12 protein-coding genes are annotated in these 15,547 nt (G+C 64.4%); 4 read left to right on the forward strand and 8 right to left on the reverse strand.

The annotated features are described in order from the left end of the window. Positions 1-107: 107 nt before the first annotated feature. The 5 genes from ACFE70_RS08915 to ACFE70_RS08935 all read right to left on the reverse strand — a co-directional run bounded on the left by ACFE70_RS08915 (position 108) and on the right by ACFE70_RS08935 (position 7,634). Positions 108-3,503 (reverse strand): AAA family ATPase, encoded by a 3,396-nt coding sequence (locus tag ACFE70_RS08915; protein WP_375417385.1) that lies wholly within the window; start codon positions 3,501-3,503, stop codon positions 108-110. 116 nt (positions 3,504-3,619) lie between these two features. Further along, positions 3,620-4,846, reverse strand: a complete 1,227-nt coding sequence (locus ACFE70_RS08920) for an exonuclease SbcCD subunit D C-terminal domain-containing protein (protein WP_375417386.1) — start codon at positions 4,844-4,846, stop codon at positions 3,620-3,622. Between the two features lie 181 nt (positions 4,847-5,027). Further along, positions 5,028-5,420 carry a hypothetical protein gene (locus tag ACFE70_RS08925; RefSeq protein WP_375417387.1) on the reverse strand — a complete coding sequence of 131 codons (393 nt, stop codon included), beginning with the start codon at positions 5,418-5,420 and terminating at the stop codon, positions 5,028-5,030. Positions 5,421-5,535: 115 nt separating this feature from the next. After that, a complete protein-coding gene (locus ACFE70_RS08930; protein WP_375417388.1) occupies positions 5,536-6,918 on the reverse strand; it encodes an MBL fold metallo-hydrolase in 1,383 nt (460 codons plus the stop codon). A 260-nt stretch (positions 6,919-7,178) separates the two neighbouring features. Continuing rightward, a complete protein-coding gene (locus tag ACFE70_RS08935) occupies positions 7,179-7,634 on the reverse strand; it encodes a hypothetical protein (protein WP_375417389.1) in 456 nt (151 codons plus the stop codon). Between the two features lie 109 nt (positions 7,635-7,743). Here ACFE70_RS08935 and ACFE70_RS08940 point away from each other — a divergent pair, with 109 nt between their 5' ends. Then, positions 7,744-8,001 (forward strand): hypothetical protein, encoded by a 258-nt coding sequence (locus tag ACFE70_RS08940; RefSeq protein ID WP_375417390.1) that lies wholly within the window; start codon positions 7,744-7,746, stop codon positions 7,999-8,001. Here the strand turns inward: ACFE70_RS08940 and ACFE70_RS08945 are convergent. Continuing rightward, the gene (locus ACFE70_RS08945) at positions 7,980-9,275 is read right to left on the reverse strand and encodes a hypothetical protein (RefSeq protein ID WP_375417391.1); all 1,296 of its coding nucleotides are present in this window, start codon (positions 9,273-9,275) and stop codon (positions 7,980-7,982) included. The genes ACFE70_RS08940 and ACFE70_RS08945 overlap by 22 nt on opposite strands. Positions 9,276-9,677: 402 nt before the next feature. Here ACFE70_RS08945 and ACFE70_RS08950 point away from each other — a divergent pair, with 402 nt between their 5' ends. Both ACFE70_RS08950 and ACFE70_RS08955 read left to right on the forward strand, forming a co-directional pair. Next, positions 9,678-11,258: an amino acid permease gene (locus tag ACFE70_RS08950; RefSeq protein WP_375417392.1), complete on the forward strand. Its 1,581-nt coding sequence runs from the start codon at positions 9,678-9,680 to the stop codon at positions 11,256-11,258. Positions 11,259-11,360: 102 nt separating this feature from the next. Continuing rightward, positions 11,361-11,894: a hypothetical protein gene (locus ACFE70_RS08955; protein WP_375417393.1), complete on the forward strand. Its 534-nt coding sequence runs from the start codon at positions 11,361-11,363 to the stop codon at positions 11,892-11,894. Between the two features lie 7 nt (positions 11,895-11,901). Here ACFE70_RS08955 and ACFE70_RS08960 read toward each other — a convergent pair whose 3' ends face one another. Next, a complete protein-coding gene (locus tag ACFE70_RS08960) occupies positions 11,902-12,108 on the reverse strand; it encodes a DUF2945 domain-containing protein (protein WP_375417394.1) in 207 nt (68 codons plus the stop codon). A gap of 239 nt (positions 12,109-12,347) precedes the next feature. Between ACFE70_RS08960 and ACFE70_RS08965 the strand changes: the two genes are divergently transcribed. Then, positions 12,348-14,408 carry an RICIN domain-containing protein gene (locus ACFE70_RS08965; protein WP_375417395.1) on the forward strand — a complete coding sequence of 687 codons (2,061 nt, stop codon included), beginning with the start codon at positions 12,348-12,350 and terminating at the stop codon, positions 14,406-14,408. Positions 14,409-14,436: 28 nt separating this feature from the next. Here the strand turns inward: ACFE70_RS08965 and ACFE70_RS08970 are convergent, their stop codons facing one another. Continuing rightward, entirely contained in the window at positions 14,437-15,504 is a 1,068-nt protein-coding gene (locus ACFE70_RS08970) for a hypothetical protein (RefSeq protein ID WP_375417396.1), read from the reverse strand. Between the last annotated feature and the right edge of the window lie 43 nt (positions 15,505-15,547).

A 15,547-nucleotide genomic window follows, 5' to 3' on the forward strand; every position in this document is an offset into this window, starting at 1 on the left:
GAAACTCCGTTTCGCGGCGAGCGTAGCGAGCAGCTCGCAGCAAGATAATTGCGCGGTTCGGCGCGGTCCCGCCGCTCGCTGCGCTCGCCGCGAAACGGAGTTTCGCGTTACAAGTTCACTTCCGGCAGCACGCGCAGGCGGCTGCTGCCCTGGCCCACGCGTTCGACCAGCACGCGGGTGTCGATGTGGCCTTCGAGCTTGTCTAAATCGACGTGGGTGATGATGCCGATGGTTTTGCCCCGGTCGCGCAGGCTGCCCAGCGCGGCCAGCGCCACGTGCAGCGTTTCGGCGTCGAGCGTGCCGAAGCCCTCGTCAATAAATAAGGAGTCGATGCGGGCCGAGTTGGAAGCCAACTCACTTAGGCCCAAGGCCAAAGCCAGGCTGGCAAGGAAGGTTTCGCCACCCGAGAGCGTGCTCACTTCGCGCACGCACTCATCGTAGGCGTCGGCCACGAGCAGGGCCAGCGAGGTGGCATCCTTGCGCCGCAGCTGGTACCGGTCGCTGAACTGCCGCAGGTGATGGTTGGCCAGACTCACGAGCCGGGCCAGCGTCAGTCCTTGCGCGAAGCGGCTGAAACGGGTGCCGTCGGCGGAGCCAATCAGCTCGTGCAGGGCCTTCCAGCGCAGGGTTTCGGCGTGCTGGCCGACGAGCTGCCGGGCCAGGCCGGCGTGCTGCTGGCGACTTTGGTCGTCGTCGGCCAGGGCTTTTTTCAAGAGCAGATGCCGGTCGCGCAGCTCCTGGTGCGTGGCCTGGGCGGCGGCCAAGGCGGCTTGCACCGCCTCGGCGGGCTCGGGGCTGAGGTGCTGGCTTTGGGTTTGATTTAGCTCGGCAGTCAGCTGCTGCTCAATGGTGCGGGCCGAGTCGACGGCGCCGAGCAGGCGGGCTTTGAGGGCGCGCAGCACCGGCCGCTCGGCGGCGGGCAGCAGCACCGCGCTCAGGCGCACCGGCTCGGGGCCGTGGCCGGCGGCCAGCAGGCCTTCGCGCAGGTCGGCGGCCAGCATTTTGGCGCGGGCCATAGCGTCGTCGCGCAGGGTCACCTGATCAGTGTGGCGGGCCTGAAGCGTGCGCGGACGCTCGGCGGCCTGGGCTTCGGCCTGGCGTAGCTGGTCGTGGTGCTGGCGGGCGGCCAGTTCGGCGGCTTCCCAGTGCTTGAGCGCGGCGAGGGGGGTAGGGAATCCGGGGTGGGCCTGGGCGATGCCGGCCGCGCACTGGGCGCGCGCTTCTTCGGCGCCGAGATGCGTCAGGCGGGCTTTTTCGAGGTCGGCGGCCAGCGTTGCCAGGCGCTCGGCCAGGCTGTTCAGCGCCGCCTGGGCTTCGGCCTGGACCGTTTCGAGGCGCGCCTGGCGGGCCTGCGCTTCCTCAAACGCCGCGAGCCGCTGGCGCAGCTCGGCTTCGAGCGCGCCCGCGTTTTTCAGGTCGAAGGTGGTGCCGAAGCGGGCCGCCAGCTCGTGCACCTGGCCGTTGAGCAGCTGGCCTTCCTGCTCTACTTCGCTGAGCTTGGTTTTGATGTCGTCGAGCTGGCGCTGCGCCTCGGCTTGCTGGAGCCGGGCCTCACGGACGGCGGCCTGAGCCAGGCGCCGGTTGCCTTCGAGCCGGGTGCGCCGGGTAGGCGTCTCGTTGAGGTCGCGCACCAGCCGCTGCGCGCTGCGCGTGGCCGTGGCCGCGTCCTGGGGGGGTAGGGAGGCGGCCGGCGCGGCCGGCACCACCACGCTGGTGAGCAGGGCCAGCAGGGCGTGGTTGGCGGTTTGCTCGTCGGCCAGGTTCGTGAGCGCTTCTTCGGCGGCCGACACCTGGTCTTGCAGCAAGTCGAACGCGGCCACCGACACGTCGGGCGCCTGCGCCAGCACCGGATGCTCGAGCGCGCCGCACAGCGGGCAGGAGTGGCCGGGCGTCAGGTTGGACTGGTGGTCGGCGAATAATTCCTTGCTCAGCAGCTGCCGCTTCAGCTCGTTGGCCGCGGCGCGGGCCGGCGCCAGCTGCGCTTTTAAGCGGGCCTCGCGCCCGCTGGCGCCTCCGAGCAAGGCAGCGTGCTGCTGACTTAGCAGCTGCATTTCCTCGGTCAGCAGGCGCAGCTCTTCCGCCGTGTCGGTGACCAGCCGCTGGTGGTCGGCTTCCTTCTGAGCGCCCGCGGCCAGGGCCGTTTGCAGCGGCTTGAGGCGGGCGGCGCGCTCGGCGTAGTCGTCGCGGACCTGCTGGCGCCGCACCAGCAGGTGCTTCACCTCGCTCAGCGCCTGGCTCAGCTGGGCATCGGCGGCGTGGGCTGCAAGCCAGTCGGTTAGCTGGCGCAGGTCGGTGGTGGCGGCGGTTAGCTGCTGCTGGGTGGCGGCGTGGCGCTGCTGGGCGGCCTGGTGGGCCTGGCGCTGGGCTTGCCAGGCGGTGTCGGCTTTGGCGGCTTGCTCGGTCAGCTGGTTCAGCAGCGGCACCTGGCTCAGGGCCTCGGTGAGGCCGGGTTTCTCCTGGGTTAGCTTCTGCTCGGCCTGCTGCCAGCTTTCGTGGGCTTCGGCGGTGGCGCGCCGGGCCTTGTCGTGCAGCGTGCCCGCGGCCTTGATTTGGCTTTCGAGCTGGTGGCGGTTTTCCTCAGCCTTGCGCACCTCGGCTTCGGCGTGGCGGGTTTCGAGCCAGGTTTGCTCGAATTGCTCCACGGCCTCGTGGGCGGCCAGCCGGGCCAGGGCCGGCTGCTCGGCGGCTTGGGCGGCTTCGGCCCGCTGCCCGGCCTGGGCGGCGGTGGCCGCGCGGGCGCCGAGGTCGGCCAGGCGCTCGTGCCACTCGTGCTGCCGGCGCAGCGTTTCGACCAGGCTGGCAGCTACGGTCATTTCCCCGCTCAGCTGAGCCGCTTCGGTGGTTTTCGCCGCCAGCTCTTCCTCGCCGAGCAAACGCACCGAGCCCAGTTGCGCGGTCAGCTGCGCCTCGGCTTTTTCCTCGGCGCCCTTGCGCTCGTGGGCCTGCCGGGACAATTCCTTGTAGATGCCCGTGCCGGTCATGCGCTCCAGCAGGTCGGCGCGGTCGTCGTCCTTGGCCTTGAGAAACTCGGCGAAGCCGCCCTGCGCCAGGAGCACCGAGCGCGTGAACTGCTCGTAGCTCATGCCGGTCAGCTCCTCGTTTTTGGCGATGCTCTCGTTGATTTTCTGCATTTGCCAGTCGCCCTCCTTCTGCGGCACCGGCGCCACCTGCATCGTCACTTTGGCCGTGCCGCCGACTTTGCCAAACGTCCAGCGCATACTCCAGCGGGCCAGAAACCGCCCGGCACCGACCTCATACACAACTTCCGCCCAGCTCTCATTCGCACCGTGGCTGCTCAGCACCTGCCCGTTTTTCTGGCGCGGAGTCTGGCCGTACAAAGCCAGCGTGATAGCGTCGAGCAAAGTGGTTTTGCCCGCGCCCGTCGGCCCGCTGATGGCAAACAGCCCGCAGCCATCGAGCGGCGCCGCCTCAAAGTCGAGCCGGTGCGGCTGACGTCCGCGCAGCGAGTTCAAGTTAGCGCAGGCAATAGAAATAATTTTCATTCAGGGGTAAGTACCTTGACAATCAGCTGGAAGTGTCCAGATGAGTTGGCTGATTCCCTACCCCCTTCGCCAGCAGAGAGGGGGGTAGGGAATCAGCCAATCAAACTAGCTACGGCTTAGCGATGCGCCAGCAACTCGCCAAACGTGGCTAATAATTCCGCCCGCGCTGCCGGCTCGTAGTCCTTGGTGTCGAGCAGCTGCTCGAACACGGCGCGGGGCGTCAGCTCGTCGAGGTGCGGCACGACTGGCTCGGCCGGGGCCTTGAAGGCGCCGAGGGGGGTAGGGATTTCGGCCAGCTTGCGGGCCGTGAGCACCCGCACCTGCCCATTAGTTTGGAGCCAGGCCTCGCGAATCTGGTCCTGCACGACAGCCCAGGGCAAGCCCGACTCCACTGCTACCTCGGCCCAGGCCTCGTGGGCGTAGCCGGTGTTGTCGTGCTCGCTTATCTGCTGAATAACCTGCTCCAGCGGCCCCCGAAATCGCCGCAGCCGCCGCGTGCAAGGCACATCCAGGGCCTGCACCTCGGGGCAGCCCGCGCCGCCGAAGGTGAGCAGCAGCACCTGCTGCGGGTGGCCGGTTTCGGAGAACGAGAGCGGAATCGGCGCTCCGCAGTAGCGGATGTGGGGCCGCCCGCCCACCACCTGCGGGCGGTGCAAATGCCCCAGCGCCACGTAATCAAAAGCCGCCGGAAAGGCATCGGCCGCAATCTGGCCCAGGTTGCCCACGTGAATGTCGCGCTCGGCATCGCCGGCCGTGCCGCCGGCCGCAAACAAGTGGCCCGTGGCCAGCACCGGCACATTTAGGGCGCGGTAGTTGGGCAGGTGGTCGGCCAGGCGGTGGTAGTGGGCCGCGATGCCCTCGCGCAGGCGGCTTTCGCGCTCAGCGGTGGTTTCGCCGGCCACGAGGTGGCGCACGTCGGCATCGCGCAGGAAGGGCACGGCCGCCACCACGAGGCGCGGCGGCGCCGCCCCGTGCGGCAAGGTGAGGCACTGCGCCTCAAAGACCGCCGGCACGCCGCCCACCACGTGCACCCGCAACGCCTTGAGCAGCGAGGCCGAGGCGTTGAGCGTGGCCGCCGAGTCGTGGTTGCCGCCCACAATCACCACGTCGTGGCAGGTTTCCGAGCTTCGGAGGTGGGCCAGGAAATTATAGTACAGCTCCCGCGCCGCCGCGGGCGGGTTGCCGGTGTCAAATACGTCGCCGGCCACCAGCAGCACCTCTACCCGCTCCTGCTCGATGGTGTGCAAGAGCCAGTCGAGAAAGCACTGGTGCTCGTCGAGGCGCTCGTGGCCGTTGTGGAAGCGTTGGCCGAGGTGCCAGTCGGCAGTGTGAAGGACGCGCATGAATTTGAGATAATCTCAAAGATACCTTAGCGGTGAGGGAATGAAAAAGCTTTAGTGATAATTCGCCAGTGCTTAATAGTATCATGATTGAAAAAAATTGAATTTGATATTTACATTGGTGTGATAATTTAGATTTTGGTTACTCTGTGACAATGAAATCAGGATTGTCGAAATCATAACATTAAGTAATAATCACTTTACCTGTAAATGTCCTGCCCACACCAATAGTTACATTCCCCTTCTCATCATGATGTAGATTACCCTCAACTCCCTCATAAATTTCTCCGCTTTTTAGGAATGTTTGAACTTGTGGTGAGTTACCAAGCCCGTGTTTACTAGCCGAAATAGTTAAGTTATAACCATCAACACTCTGGTGCCAATCTTGGTCAATGAATTTTTGCGTATACGTAGTCGGAATAAAAATTGAAATTATAGAGCCTAATGTTCCGCATAATAGGCTAACAAACCCCCAAATAGAAGTTGTGTCAGACCATTTAGTGTTTGGTGCTAATAGTGCAACTGAAATAATTAAAAAAAATATCGCTAGAATCTGAACAGCTTTTTTCCTTGACATTTTTAGCAGTTATATTCATCAGTAAATATACCTTTGTTTTGGTAACTATTGAAAATAGTGGTGAGCACCTTGCAATAGTTAGATTGCTGCAACTAAGATTGATTTGCGAAAAGTTTTAATGTACTGCTGCCGCTCCCTGCAATTCCGTCACCGCTTCGCCCAAGTCATATACTTCGACGCCCGGCAGCGCGGCTTGCACGATGCTGGCGCCGGCCGCCGAGCGGTAGCCGCTAGCGCAGTGCACGAGCACGGGCTTACCGGTGGGAATTTCGCGGGCGCGCTCGCGCAGCTCGGGCAGCGGGATGAGCAAGGCGTGGTCGAAGATGGGCTCGCGGGCCTCAGTGCGGTTGCGGATGTCGACGATGGTGTAGGCCTGCGGATTGAGGCGGACTTGTTCGGTTGAGGGGGGGGTAGGGGAGGTGGCCGGCAGCTGGGTGGGGGCCAGCAGCGTGGCTTTTACGTTGGCTTCGTAGCCGATTTTGGCGGTCTTGCGCAGCACGGCATCCAGGGCAATCTGCGAATCGGCGAGCAGATAGAACTTCTCGCGCGGGCCGATGATGGAGCCAAGCCAGGTTTCGAATTTGGGGCCGTCCATGAGGTTGATGGCGCCGGGCAGGTGGCCGGCGCGAAACCTGGCGGCTGGGCGGGTGTCAATTAGTAGGGTGCCGGGCTCGGGCTGGGTGCCGGGGCTGAGGCGGGGCACGGCGCGCAGGCTGTCCTCGAAGCTGGGGGCGCCCTGGCGGTTGAGCTGCACGTCGTGGCCGAAGTACTTGGGCACGAAGGGCTGGTCCTGAAGCAAAATTCTGATAAACTCCGGCTCGCTCATCGGCTGAAGCGCATAGTTGGTTTTCAGCTCCTTGCCGATGGTGCTGTCCAGGTCGGAGCTGGTGGTCTTGCCGCAGAGCGAGCCGGGGCCGTGGGCCGGGTACACCCGCGTGGTGGGGGGTAGGGGCATGAGCTTCTGGCGGGTGCTCTGGTAGAGCTGGGCGGCGAGCTGCTCGCGGGTGAGGCCGGCGGTGGCGTCCTCGCGCAGGTCGGGGCGACCCACGTCGCCCACAAAGAGGGTATCGCCGGTGAATACGGCGCGGGTTTGGGCTAGCTCATCGAGGAGTAAAACCGAGATGGAATCGGGCGAGTGGCCGGGCGTGTTGAGCGCGTGCAGCTCGACGGCATTAAGCGTAATCCGGTCGCCGTCGTCGAAGGTTTTGTGGGGGTAGCGGGCCCCAACGAGCTTGCTGCAATAAATGAGGGCGTCGGTTTCCTGAGCAATTTCCAGGTGGCTGCTCACGAAGTCGGCGTGGGGGTGCGTCTCGATGACGGCGACAATCCGGGCCTCGTGCTCGTCGGCGAAGTCGTAGTAGGGCTGCGGGTCGCGGCCGGGGTCGATGAGGGCGACGCGGTTGCCGGAGCGTACGGCGTAGGAGGCGTGGGCCAAGCCCTTGTCGTAAAACTGTTGAATCTGCACCGCCGGGGCGGTACCACTACTAGGGAGCGGCATGGAAATAACGGTTCAGGTGGCGGTTGGGTAGAACAGGAGGGTTGGGGGAGCCCGGCCTTGGCGCCGGGCAGGGAGTAGGGTAAGCAGGTCAAATATAACGAAGCCGGCATAAGTTTGACCAGCACAGCTGCCGCGCGCCGGACGCGGCCGGTTTGCGGCGTGCTGGCGCTTATTTCAAGAAGGCAGCGGGGCTTACCAACAAAAAGCCCCGGCCGCTAGGGTCGGGGCTTGGGTAGTATCAGGGGCTGAACAAGAAACGATTAGCCCTTGATTTTAGCTTTCGTTTTGCCTTTCCTGGCGCCCCGCGCTTGCTTCATCTTGTCGTGGCGCTCCTCGCGCAGCTTGTCGTAGCGGGCGTAGACATCGGCCCCAAGGGCCGCCTTCAACTGGCCATCGTACTTGTCGCGCAGGGTTTGGGCTTCGGGGCGCATAGCCTGACGGCTGGGGTTGCCAGCGTATTTGGCTTTAAGGGCTTGCATGTCCTGACTCTGAGCCAGGAAAACAGCTTCTATTTTAGCTTCCTGGTCGGCGTTCAGGCCCAGCTCCTTAGTCATTTTGGCGGCGCGGCGGTCGGCCTGCTGGACCGGCGACTTAGCGCCTTGGCCGAGGTGGCGGCCGTTGGTCGGCGTGGGGCCGGCCGGGGCCGGGGTCGTTTGGGCCGAGGCGGTGGCGACGGTCAGGGCCAGGGCGGTTAGGGCAATCAGCAGCTTTTTCATGGGGGTAGGGAAACTGGAGTTAGAGTGGAATCTGGCCGGTTGGACGCTGCGGCCGGGCCAGCGTTTAAGGCGGCCGCCCGGTTTTTTGCAAGCGGGGCACTGGCCTCCCGTGCGCGTAAGCGTCATTGGCCTCGGCATGGCGCTGCTCGTGACGCTCTCTGCTCTGGTGACGCGCAACGCGCAGTTGTGCGGGCAAACCCACCCGGATTTTAGCGACTCGTTTCCGGCTCTGAGCTGCCTGCCAGGCGGCGCCAAGGGCACAGTAGAAAAGAAAAAAGAGGAGGGCTATTCGCCCTCCTCTTTAAAATTTATCGTGATAACACACAGCTACTTGCTTGTGAAAATCTACTGCCCATTAGGTCCGTAGAGGAAGGAGCTGCGGTTGTTGAGGTACTGCTGAAACTGGGTCGGGTTGAGGATGCGCTTGAGCACGCTCTCGAACTGCTGGTCGGCCGCCGCCAGCCGGGCGGCGTCGCCCTGGGCCTCGCGGCGCTGGCCGGCCAGCGACTCGGCCGCCTGGCGCAGCTCCTCGCGCTGCGAGGCGCCCAACGCGCCCAGCGCCCGCTCGATGCGCAGGGCAATGGCGCTGCCCGCCTCGGCCAGCGAGCGCTGGCCCGTCTGCCCCGTGCTGGCCCCCCCCGGCAGCTGGCCCTGCCCCGTGAGCACGAACTCGCGGTTGGTCTGGTAAGCCTGGTACTGCGAGGCGTTGAAGTTGGTCTGGATGACGCGGTCGAACTGGGCCGTGGCCCCGGCCCGCTGCTCGGCCGTCTGCGCCGCCCGCGACTGCGCCACGTACGACTCGGCCGCCTGCCGGGCCACGTCGCGCTGCGAGGCGCCGACCCCGCCCAAGAGCTGCTCCAGCCGGTTGCCAATCGCGGCGCCAGCTATCACCATCGATTCCTGGTTGCCCTGGACGGCCCCTTGCTGGCCGTTTGCCCGGCGGTTGTTGCGGCGAGTTCCCTGACCATTCTGCCCATTAGGTCCGTAGAGGAAGGAGCTGCGGTTGTTGAGGTACTGCTGAAACTGGGTCGGGTTGAGGATGCGCTTGAGCACGCTCTCGAACTGCTGGTCGGCCGCCGCCAGCCGGGCGGCGTCGCCCTGGGCCTCGCGGCGCTGGCCGGCCAGCGACTCGGCCGCCTGGCGCAGCTCCTCGCGCTGCGAGGCGCCCAACGCGCCCAGCGCCCGCTCGATGCGCAGGGCAATGGCGCTGCCCGCCTCGGCCAGCGAGCGCTGGCCCGTCTGCCCCGTGCTGGCCCCCCCCGGCAGCTGGCCCTGCCCCGTGAGCACGAACTCGCGGTTGGTCTGGTAAGCCTGGTACTGCGAGGCGTTGAAGTTGGTCTGGATGACGCGGTCGAACTGGGCCGTGGCCCCGGCCCGCTGCTCGGCCGTCTGCGCCGCCCGCGACTGCGCCACGTACGACTCGGCCGCCTGCCGGGCCACGTCGCGCTGCGAGGCGCCGACCCCGCCCAAGAGCTGCTCCAGCCGGTTGCCAATCGCGGCGCCAGCTATCACCATCGATTCCGTATTTTGCGCTGCTGCCTGGTTTGGGGCCAGGACGGCCAGCACCGGCATGGTGCCAGCCACCAAACCTTGAATAGCAAATTTGAAAGCCGACGACTTGAAAGAGTTGATGAGTTTCATAATAGAGAAGAAAGAAGAAAAAGAAAGGGGGTGAAAAAAGCCCGGACTCCTCATCAGCCAGTTGCCTGCCCTGCAGAGCGAGACAATTAAAACCGAACCGGAAGAAGGTGACTAACTTGGAGGGGTCCAGTTCAAACTTGCTTTATTCAAATGATGTGCCAAGCTGCTAAAGCTGGTTGAGCTAAATCCGGCTTTGTAACGAAGGGCCAGGCAAAGGGTTGAAGAGGCGCGGGCCCTAGGCCACCGCCCGTCTGGCGCGGCCGGCAGCCTGACTAGAAAGAAAGGAAGTACTGCCTGGTTCCTACCCCACCTACTGTAAATTACTGCCTATATTTCGGCCCCTTCCCGAGCATGAGCTTCCCGGTTGGAGCCACTTTATTCTTTCTTTTCTCCGTTTTTTGCATGTCATCCATTTTTGCTAAAAAACCCCTCGCCACGCTGCTTGGCGAGGCTAATTCCTCTGGGGCCGGCGCGCTCAAGCGCACGCTCGGCGCGGGCAACCTCGTCGCGCTGGGCGTGGGCGCCATCATCGGGGCGGGCCTGTTTGTGCGCACGGCCAACGCCGCGGCGCAGGCCTCCGGCCCCGGCGTAACCTTGGCGTTTATTCTGGCCGCCTTCGGCTGCGTGTTCGCGGGCCTGTGCTACGCCGAGTTCGCGGCCATGATTCCTATTGCCGGCTCGGCCTACACCTACGCCTACACCACGATGGGCGAGTTCGTGGCCTGGGTGATTGGCTGGGCGCTGATAATGGAATACGCGCTGGGCGCGGCCACCGTCAGCATCGCCTGGAGCGAGTATCTAAACAAGCTCCTGGAGACCTTCGGGACCAGTATCCCGTATAATTTAAGCCACTCGCCCTTCGAGCACGCCGTGGTGAACGGCGTCAGCGAACACGGCCTCATCAACCTGCCGGCGCTCCTGGTCATCGTGGCCCTGAGCCTGCTGCTGGTGAAAGGCACCCAGGAGTCGGCCTTGTTCAACGCCGTGGTGGTGGTGCTCAAAACCGCCATCGTGCTCATTTTCATCGCCGTGGGCTGGCAGTTCATCAACCCGGCCAACCACACGCCCTACCTGATTCCGGCCGATGCCGTGGTCAAGAACGCGGCCGGCGAGGTGGTGCGCACCTACGAGGGCTGGAACAAGCACGGCATCGGCGGCATCTTCGGCGGGGCGGCCATCGTGTTCTTCGCCTTCATTGGGTTTGATGCGGTGAGCACGGCCGCGCAGGAAGCCAAAAACCCCAAGCGCGACATGCCCATCGGCATTCTGGGCTCGCTAGCCATCTGCACCGTGCTCTACATCCTGTTCGGCCACGTGCTGACGGGCGTGGCCAACTGGCGCGAGTTTGCTGACCCGGCCATCGGGGGCGAGGCCTCCGTCGCTTATGCAATCAGGGCGCACATGAAGGGCTACGAGTGGCTGGCCACGGCCGTGACCTGCGGCATTCTGCTCGGCTTCACCTCGGTTATCCTGGTGATGCTGATGGGACAGAGCCGGGTGTTTTTCTCGATGGCCAAGGACGGGCTCATGCCCAAGGCGTTTTCCGAGCTGCACCCGCGTTTCCATACGCCCTACAAGTCCAACCTCATGCTGATGGTGTTCGTAGGCTTGTTCGCGGCCTTCGTGCCGGGCTCGCTGGCCGGCGATTTGACGTCGTTCGGCACCTTGCTGGCCTTCGTGCTCGTGAGCATCGGCGTCTGGATTATGCGCCGCTCCGATCCCGACCAGCCCCGGCCGTTTCGGGCGCCGCTCTCCTCGGCCAGCTTCCCGCTCGTGCCGTTCCTGGGCGCCTTTGTATGCACGCTGCTCATTGCCAGCCTCGACTCGTTCACGCTGCAAGTAGCCGTTGGCTGGATGCTGCTGGGCTTCATCGTCTACTTCATCTACGGCCGCAATAACTCTAAGCTTCAGCAGGGCATCGTGGTGGTGCCCACGGAGATGGAGGAGGCCGCCTTCATCAAGCCTGATAAGGATAATCTGTAAGTTAATTCAGTAACTGCTGTTGCTAAAAAATCCCCATTGGCTCAGGCCAGCGGGGATTTTTTATTACGTTTTCAGATATAAATATTTATTTTTGCTGCTATCATGATAACTCGACCGAAACTTAAACTAGTTGGCTGGGCCGGTTTGCTCGCGGCGCTCAGCTTTGGTCTGGCGGCGTGCTGCGGCAATATCAGTTGTGATGTCTGTTTGCCCTATGCCAGCGATGTAGCTTTGAGCTTCGATACCGACAGCCTGCAAGCTGGATTTCGTAAGGCAGAGCTTAAATCGGCCTACCTGGTGCGCTATGCCCAGCCCGGATTTGCCACGGTGCTCGATACGGTCCGGCTTAATCGTGACGACGTCCCTTACCGGTCGGTTTTTAGTCTGTATGAACTAGCCGAGCAGGGTCGGTCAGGGTCGCAGGCCTCAGCAGGACCAATCACTGACTATAACTACCGCTTCGTGCTGCCGGCGCCTGGCCGCACGTATAACCTCAGTGACCTACAAGTTAAAACCAGAGTAGAAGGGGGCTGCTGCGCCTGTGCCGAAAATGTGCGGCGGCGCTTTGTGCTTAACGGCCAGCCAGTGGTGGCTGATGGCAGTGGGGCAGGAGCCACGACAATACTGCGCCGCTAGAGGCCCCTCAAACGGCCTTTACCTCGCTTTGCAGCTTGATTACTTTGTCGCCGTTGTCCTGCACAATCACCAGCGCGGGGTCGTCGGGCGTGCCGTTGCGGTGAATCTTACTGCCCTTGATGGTTTTTTCCACGGCTTCCTTGTGGATTTCCTCAATCTTGCCGGTGGCCGTGCCGGTACCGTATTTCCAGGTGACTTTGCTGCCTTTGCGCATGGGAAGGGGGGTAGGGAATTAGGGAGGAAAGCGGAATTCCCTTACCGTAGTAAGGCTGAAATCGTTGCGCCACCGGCCGGGGTGCGGCGTAGGCGGGGGTAGGGTTACCACTCCGGGCAACCTGTTGTGAGCTATACTTCTGCCTTGCGGGAGAGGGTAGGAAAGTAAGTCGCTACCTGACTACGCTACTTCGTCACGGCCGCCATACCGTAACTTGCGCCGTCTCGTTTCTGGCGCATATGCTACTTCATCTTCGATTCCTACCGGCTTTATTCCTGGCGGTCGCGCTGCTGGCAAGCCGGTCCGGCGGGGCTCAAACGGCTTTCGCGCCCGACGAGCGGGCCCAGTACGGCGTGATTTGCCGGGCCTCGGGCCGGGCCCTGGACGTGGAGCGGGCCAATACCAAAACCGGCACGCCCCTGGTGCAGTGGGAGTTCACCCACGCCCCGAGCCAGCAGTGGCAGCTGGTCTCCATCCGGGCCGGCGGCGAGTACTACCGCCTGCAAGTCAAGCACAGCGGGCAGTGCCTGACCCTGGAGCGGGCCGGCGAAAACGTGCCCCTGGTGCAGCGCCCCTTCAACGGCGCCACCAACCAGCAGTGGCGGCTGGTGCCGGCCGGGCCGGCGGGCAGCTTTCAGCTCGAAAACCGCGCCGAGGGCCTGGTGGCGGGCCTGTCGGCGGCCGACAAGTTCAACGGCACGACCGTGGTGGCGCAGCGCGCCAGCGGGCGGGCCAGCCAGCAGTGGCGCCTGTTCAAGCTAAGACTGAACCTGGACACTAAAGGGCCGGCGTTCGGCCCGCCGCAGCCGCTGGGCGCCCAAATCAACTCGGCCGGCAATGAGCTGCAACCCGTAATCAGTCCCGACAACCGCGCGCTATATTTCGCCCGCACCCGCTTTGCCGGCAACACCGAAGGCGCCGCCGAGTCGGGCGATGCCTGGGTGAGCCGCAGCCCCGACCAGGGCCTCACCTGGGGCCCGCCCACCCGCCTCGACGCCTTCAACACGCCCCAGAACAACGGCGTACTGGCCGTGGTGGGGGGCGGCGGCAAGGCGGGCGGCCCGGCGCGCCTGCTGCTGCGCGGCACCTACGAGGCCGGTGCCTTTCGCGATGAAGGCTGCTCGCTGGCTGAAATCCCTACCCCCCCCGATGGCGCCAAGGCCACCCGGCCCCAGCCCGTGCGCATCGCCAACTACTACGCCGCTACAGTGGCTACCGGCTTTTTTATGAGCGCCGACCAGCAGGTGCTCTTGCTCTCGCTCGAGCGCGGCGACTCCGAAGGCCTCAATGACCTGTACGTGAGCCGGCGCGAGGGCAGCGGCGGCTATTCGGAGCCGCGCAGCTTGGGCGCGGTGGTCAACTCGCCAGGCTTTGAGTTCGCGCCCTGGCTTGCACCCGGTGGTAAAACGCTGTATTTCAGCTCAATGGGCCACCAGGGCTACGGCTCGGCCGACGTGTTCGTGAGTGAGCGGCTGGATGACTCGTGGAGCCGCTGGAGCGAGCCGCGCAACCTGGGCGCGCCCGTGAACGGCCCCGGCTTCGACGCCTATTTTTCTATCACGGCCGACGGGCAGCAGGCCTACTACGCCGCCTCGCCTACCCCCGGCGCGCCCGCCAACCTCTTCCGCACCGCCCGCGTGGAGCGCGCGCGGCCCGACAGCACGCTGGTGGCCAACGAGGCCGGCCCGCGGGTGCTCTTTACCGGCCGGGTGCTCGATGCGGCCACCCGGCAGCCCGTGGCCGGCGCCGAAGTCAAAGCCACGCTGCTGGCAGGGCAGGTTGATTTTCGGGCCTCGGGCCGGGTGGAGGGCAACACCGGCGGCTTCCAGCTCTCGCTCTTGCTCGGCCGCTACCGCGTCGAGGCCAGCGGGGGCGGCGGCTTCCTGAGCACCGTGGACACGGTGCGCTTCGCCAGCGGCTCGGTGGGGCGCGATTTGCTCTTGCGACCGGCGGTCGTGGGCGCCCGGCTCGAGCTGCCCACCATCATCTTCGCCCAAAGCAAGGCTACGCTGCTCGCGGCTTCCTATGCCGAACTGAACCGCCTTTCCAGCACGCTGGCCCTGAGCCCCAAAATTGAGATTCGCCTCGAAGGCCACACCGACAACGTGGGTCCGGCCGACAAAAACCAGCAACTCAGCGAAGACCGGGTGGCCGAAGTCAAGCGCTACCTGGTGAGCCGCGGCGTAAGTGAGAATCGCATCACCACCATCGGCTTTGGTGGCACCAAGCCGCGCTTCAAAAACGACCGCGAAGAAACCCGCAAGCTCAACCGGCGCGTAGAATTAGTGATTACCAAGTAATTAAGCATAGTTTCTGCCAGCTAGCTCCTCACCGCTTTCGCCGCCAAATGAAGCCGTCGAGCACGTAGTGCGTGGCCTGGGGCAGGGCCAGCAGCGGCACCAGCCACATGAGCAGGGTTGGGCGCGAGATGGGGGGGAGGGACTGGAACCAGCCGAATGCGGCTTGGTGCTCGCGCCAAACCAGGCCGTCCCACAATCCTTCTTCCAGGTAAGCGAATACGGCAATCAGCCCCAGAAACACGGCCAGCCCGTAGCGCCCGGCCCAGGGGCCCCGCCGCCGGCCAACGGAGACGGCGGGCGCGGCCAGCGGTGCGGCGCCGGTGCTCCAGACCAGCGCCAGGTACGGAATGCCGTGCGAGACGACGTTGAGCAGGGTGAAGGCCAGATCGCCGTTGAACCAGACGATGCCGGCGTACCACGAAACCAGCGTGCCGGTCAGCAGCAGGTTGCGCGGCACATTAAGCTGGCCCGTGCGGCGCCATTCGGCGGCTTCGCGCAGCAGGTAAAGGCCAATCAGACTGCTATACAGCACGGTGGCTACGAGGCGTCCGGCGGGCCAGTCGCGCTGCACGAAATCGCCGGCCACAAACCAGTTGAAATTGCGTGGCGGCGAAAAGTGCCAGTACAGCAGCGGGTAGATGGTGGCGTAGTAAATGAGGGCCGCGGCCAAGCCCTGCCCGGGCAGGGGCCGCGTAGCGGCGCCCGGCGACGCCGCGCACTCGTGCCGGGCATACAGCCGCAGAAAGCCGTACTGCTGCCGAATAAAGTGAAACACAGCCAGATAAGCCAGCACCTGCCAGAACAGCAGCCCGCTCACGCCGTGCAGCGCCACGCCCGCCGCGTAGCAGGCCAGCGGCGCGGCCCAGAGCAGCGTCGGCCACTGTCGGCGCCTCACGGGGTCGAAGTAGGTTTGGAAGAGTGTGCCGTACACGTGGGCTACATCAATGAGCAGCACCAGCCCGACCCAGGCCAGCAGGGGCATCCGGGTGGTGCTTCGGTAGGCGGGCGGCACGGCCAGCACCAGGGCCAAGGCCAAAAACGGGGGCGCCAGAATCAGCAGCCCGTCATAGCGCGCCGAGCGTATCCAGGGCTGCATTTGGCTTGAATTTAAAGTTAAAGAGAAACGTCACGCCAGGTTC

The organism is uncultured Hymenobacter sp. (genome assembly GCF_964243305.1).
Classification (GTDB): domain Bacteria; phylum Bacteroidota; class Bacteroidia; order Cytophagales; family Hymenobacteraceae; genus Hymenobacter.

What these genes read in the sequence shown, in the direction of transcription:
- ACFE70_RS08970 (WP_375417396.1), bottom strand. Translation starts at nt 15,504, where the DNA reads ATGCAGCCCTGGATACGCTCGGCGCGCTATGACGGGCTGCTGATTCTG.
- ACFE70_RS08965 (WP_375417395.1), top strand. Translation starts at nt 12,348, where the DNA reads ATGCTACTTCATCTTCGATTCCTACCGGCTTTATTCCTGGCGGTCGCG.
- ACFE70_RS08920 (WP_375417386.1), bottom strand. Translation starts at nt 4,846, where the DNA reads ATGCGCGTCCTTCACACTGCCGACTGGCACCTCGGCCAACGCTTCCAC.
- ACFE70_RS08945 (WP_375417391.1), bottom strand. Translation starts at nt 9,275, where the DNA reads ATGAAACTCATCAACTCTTTCAAGTCGTCGGCTTTCAAATTTGCTATT.
- ACFE70_RS08925 (WP_375417387.1), bottom strand. Translation starts at nt 5,420, where the DNA reads ATGTCAAGGAAAAAAGCTGTTCAGATTCTAGCGATATTTTTTTTAATT.
- ACFE70_RS08935 (WP_375417389.1), bottom strand. Translation starts at nt 7,634, where the DNA reads ATGAAAAAGCTGCTGATTGCCCTAACCGCCCTGGCCCTGACCGTCGCC.
- ACFE70_RS08915 (WP_375417385.1), bottom strand. Translation starts at nt 3,503, where the DNA reads ATGAAAATTATTTCTATTGCCTGCGCTAACTTGAACTCGCTGCGCGGA.
- ACFE70_RS08960 (WP_375417394.1), bottom strand. Translation starts at nt 12,108, where the DNA reads ATGCGCAAAGGCAGCAAAGTCACCTGGAAATACGGTACCGGCACGGCC.
- ACFE70_RS08955 (WP_375417393.1), top strand. Translation starts at nt 11,361, where the DNA reads ATGATAACTCGACCGAAACTTAAACTAGTTGGCTGGGCCGGTTTGCTC.
- ACFE70_RS08950 (WP_375417392.1), top strand. Translation starts at nt 9,678, where the DNA reads ATGTCATCCATTTTTGCTAAAAAACCCCTCGCCACGCTGCTTGGCGAG.
- ACFE70_RS08930 (WP_375417388.1), bottom strand. Translation starts at nt 6,918, where the DNA reads ATGCCGCTCCCTAGTAGTGGTACCGCCCCGGCGGTGCAGATTCAACAG.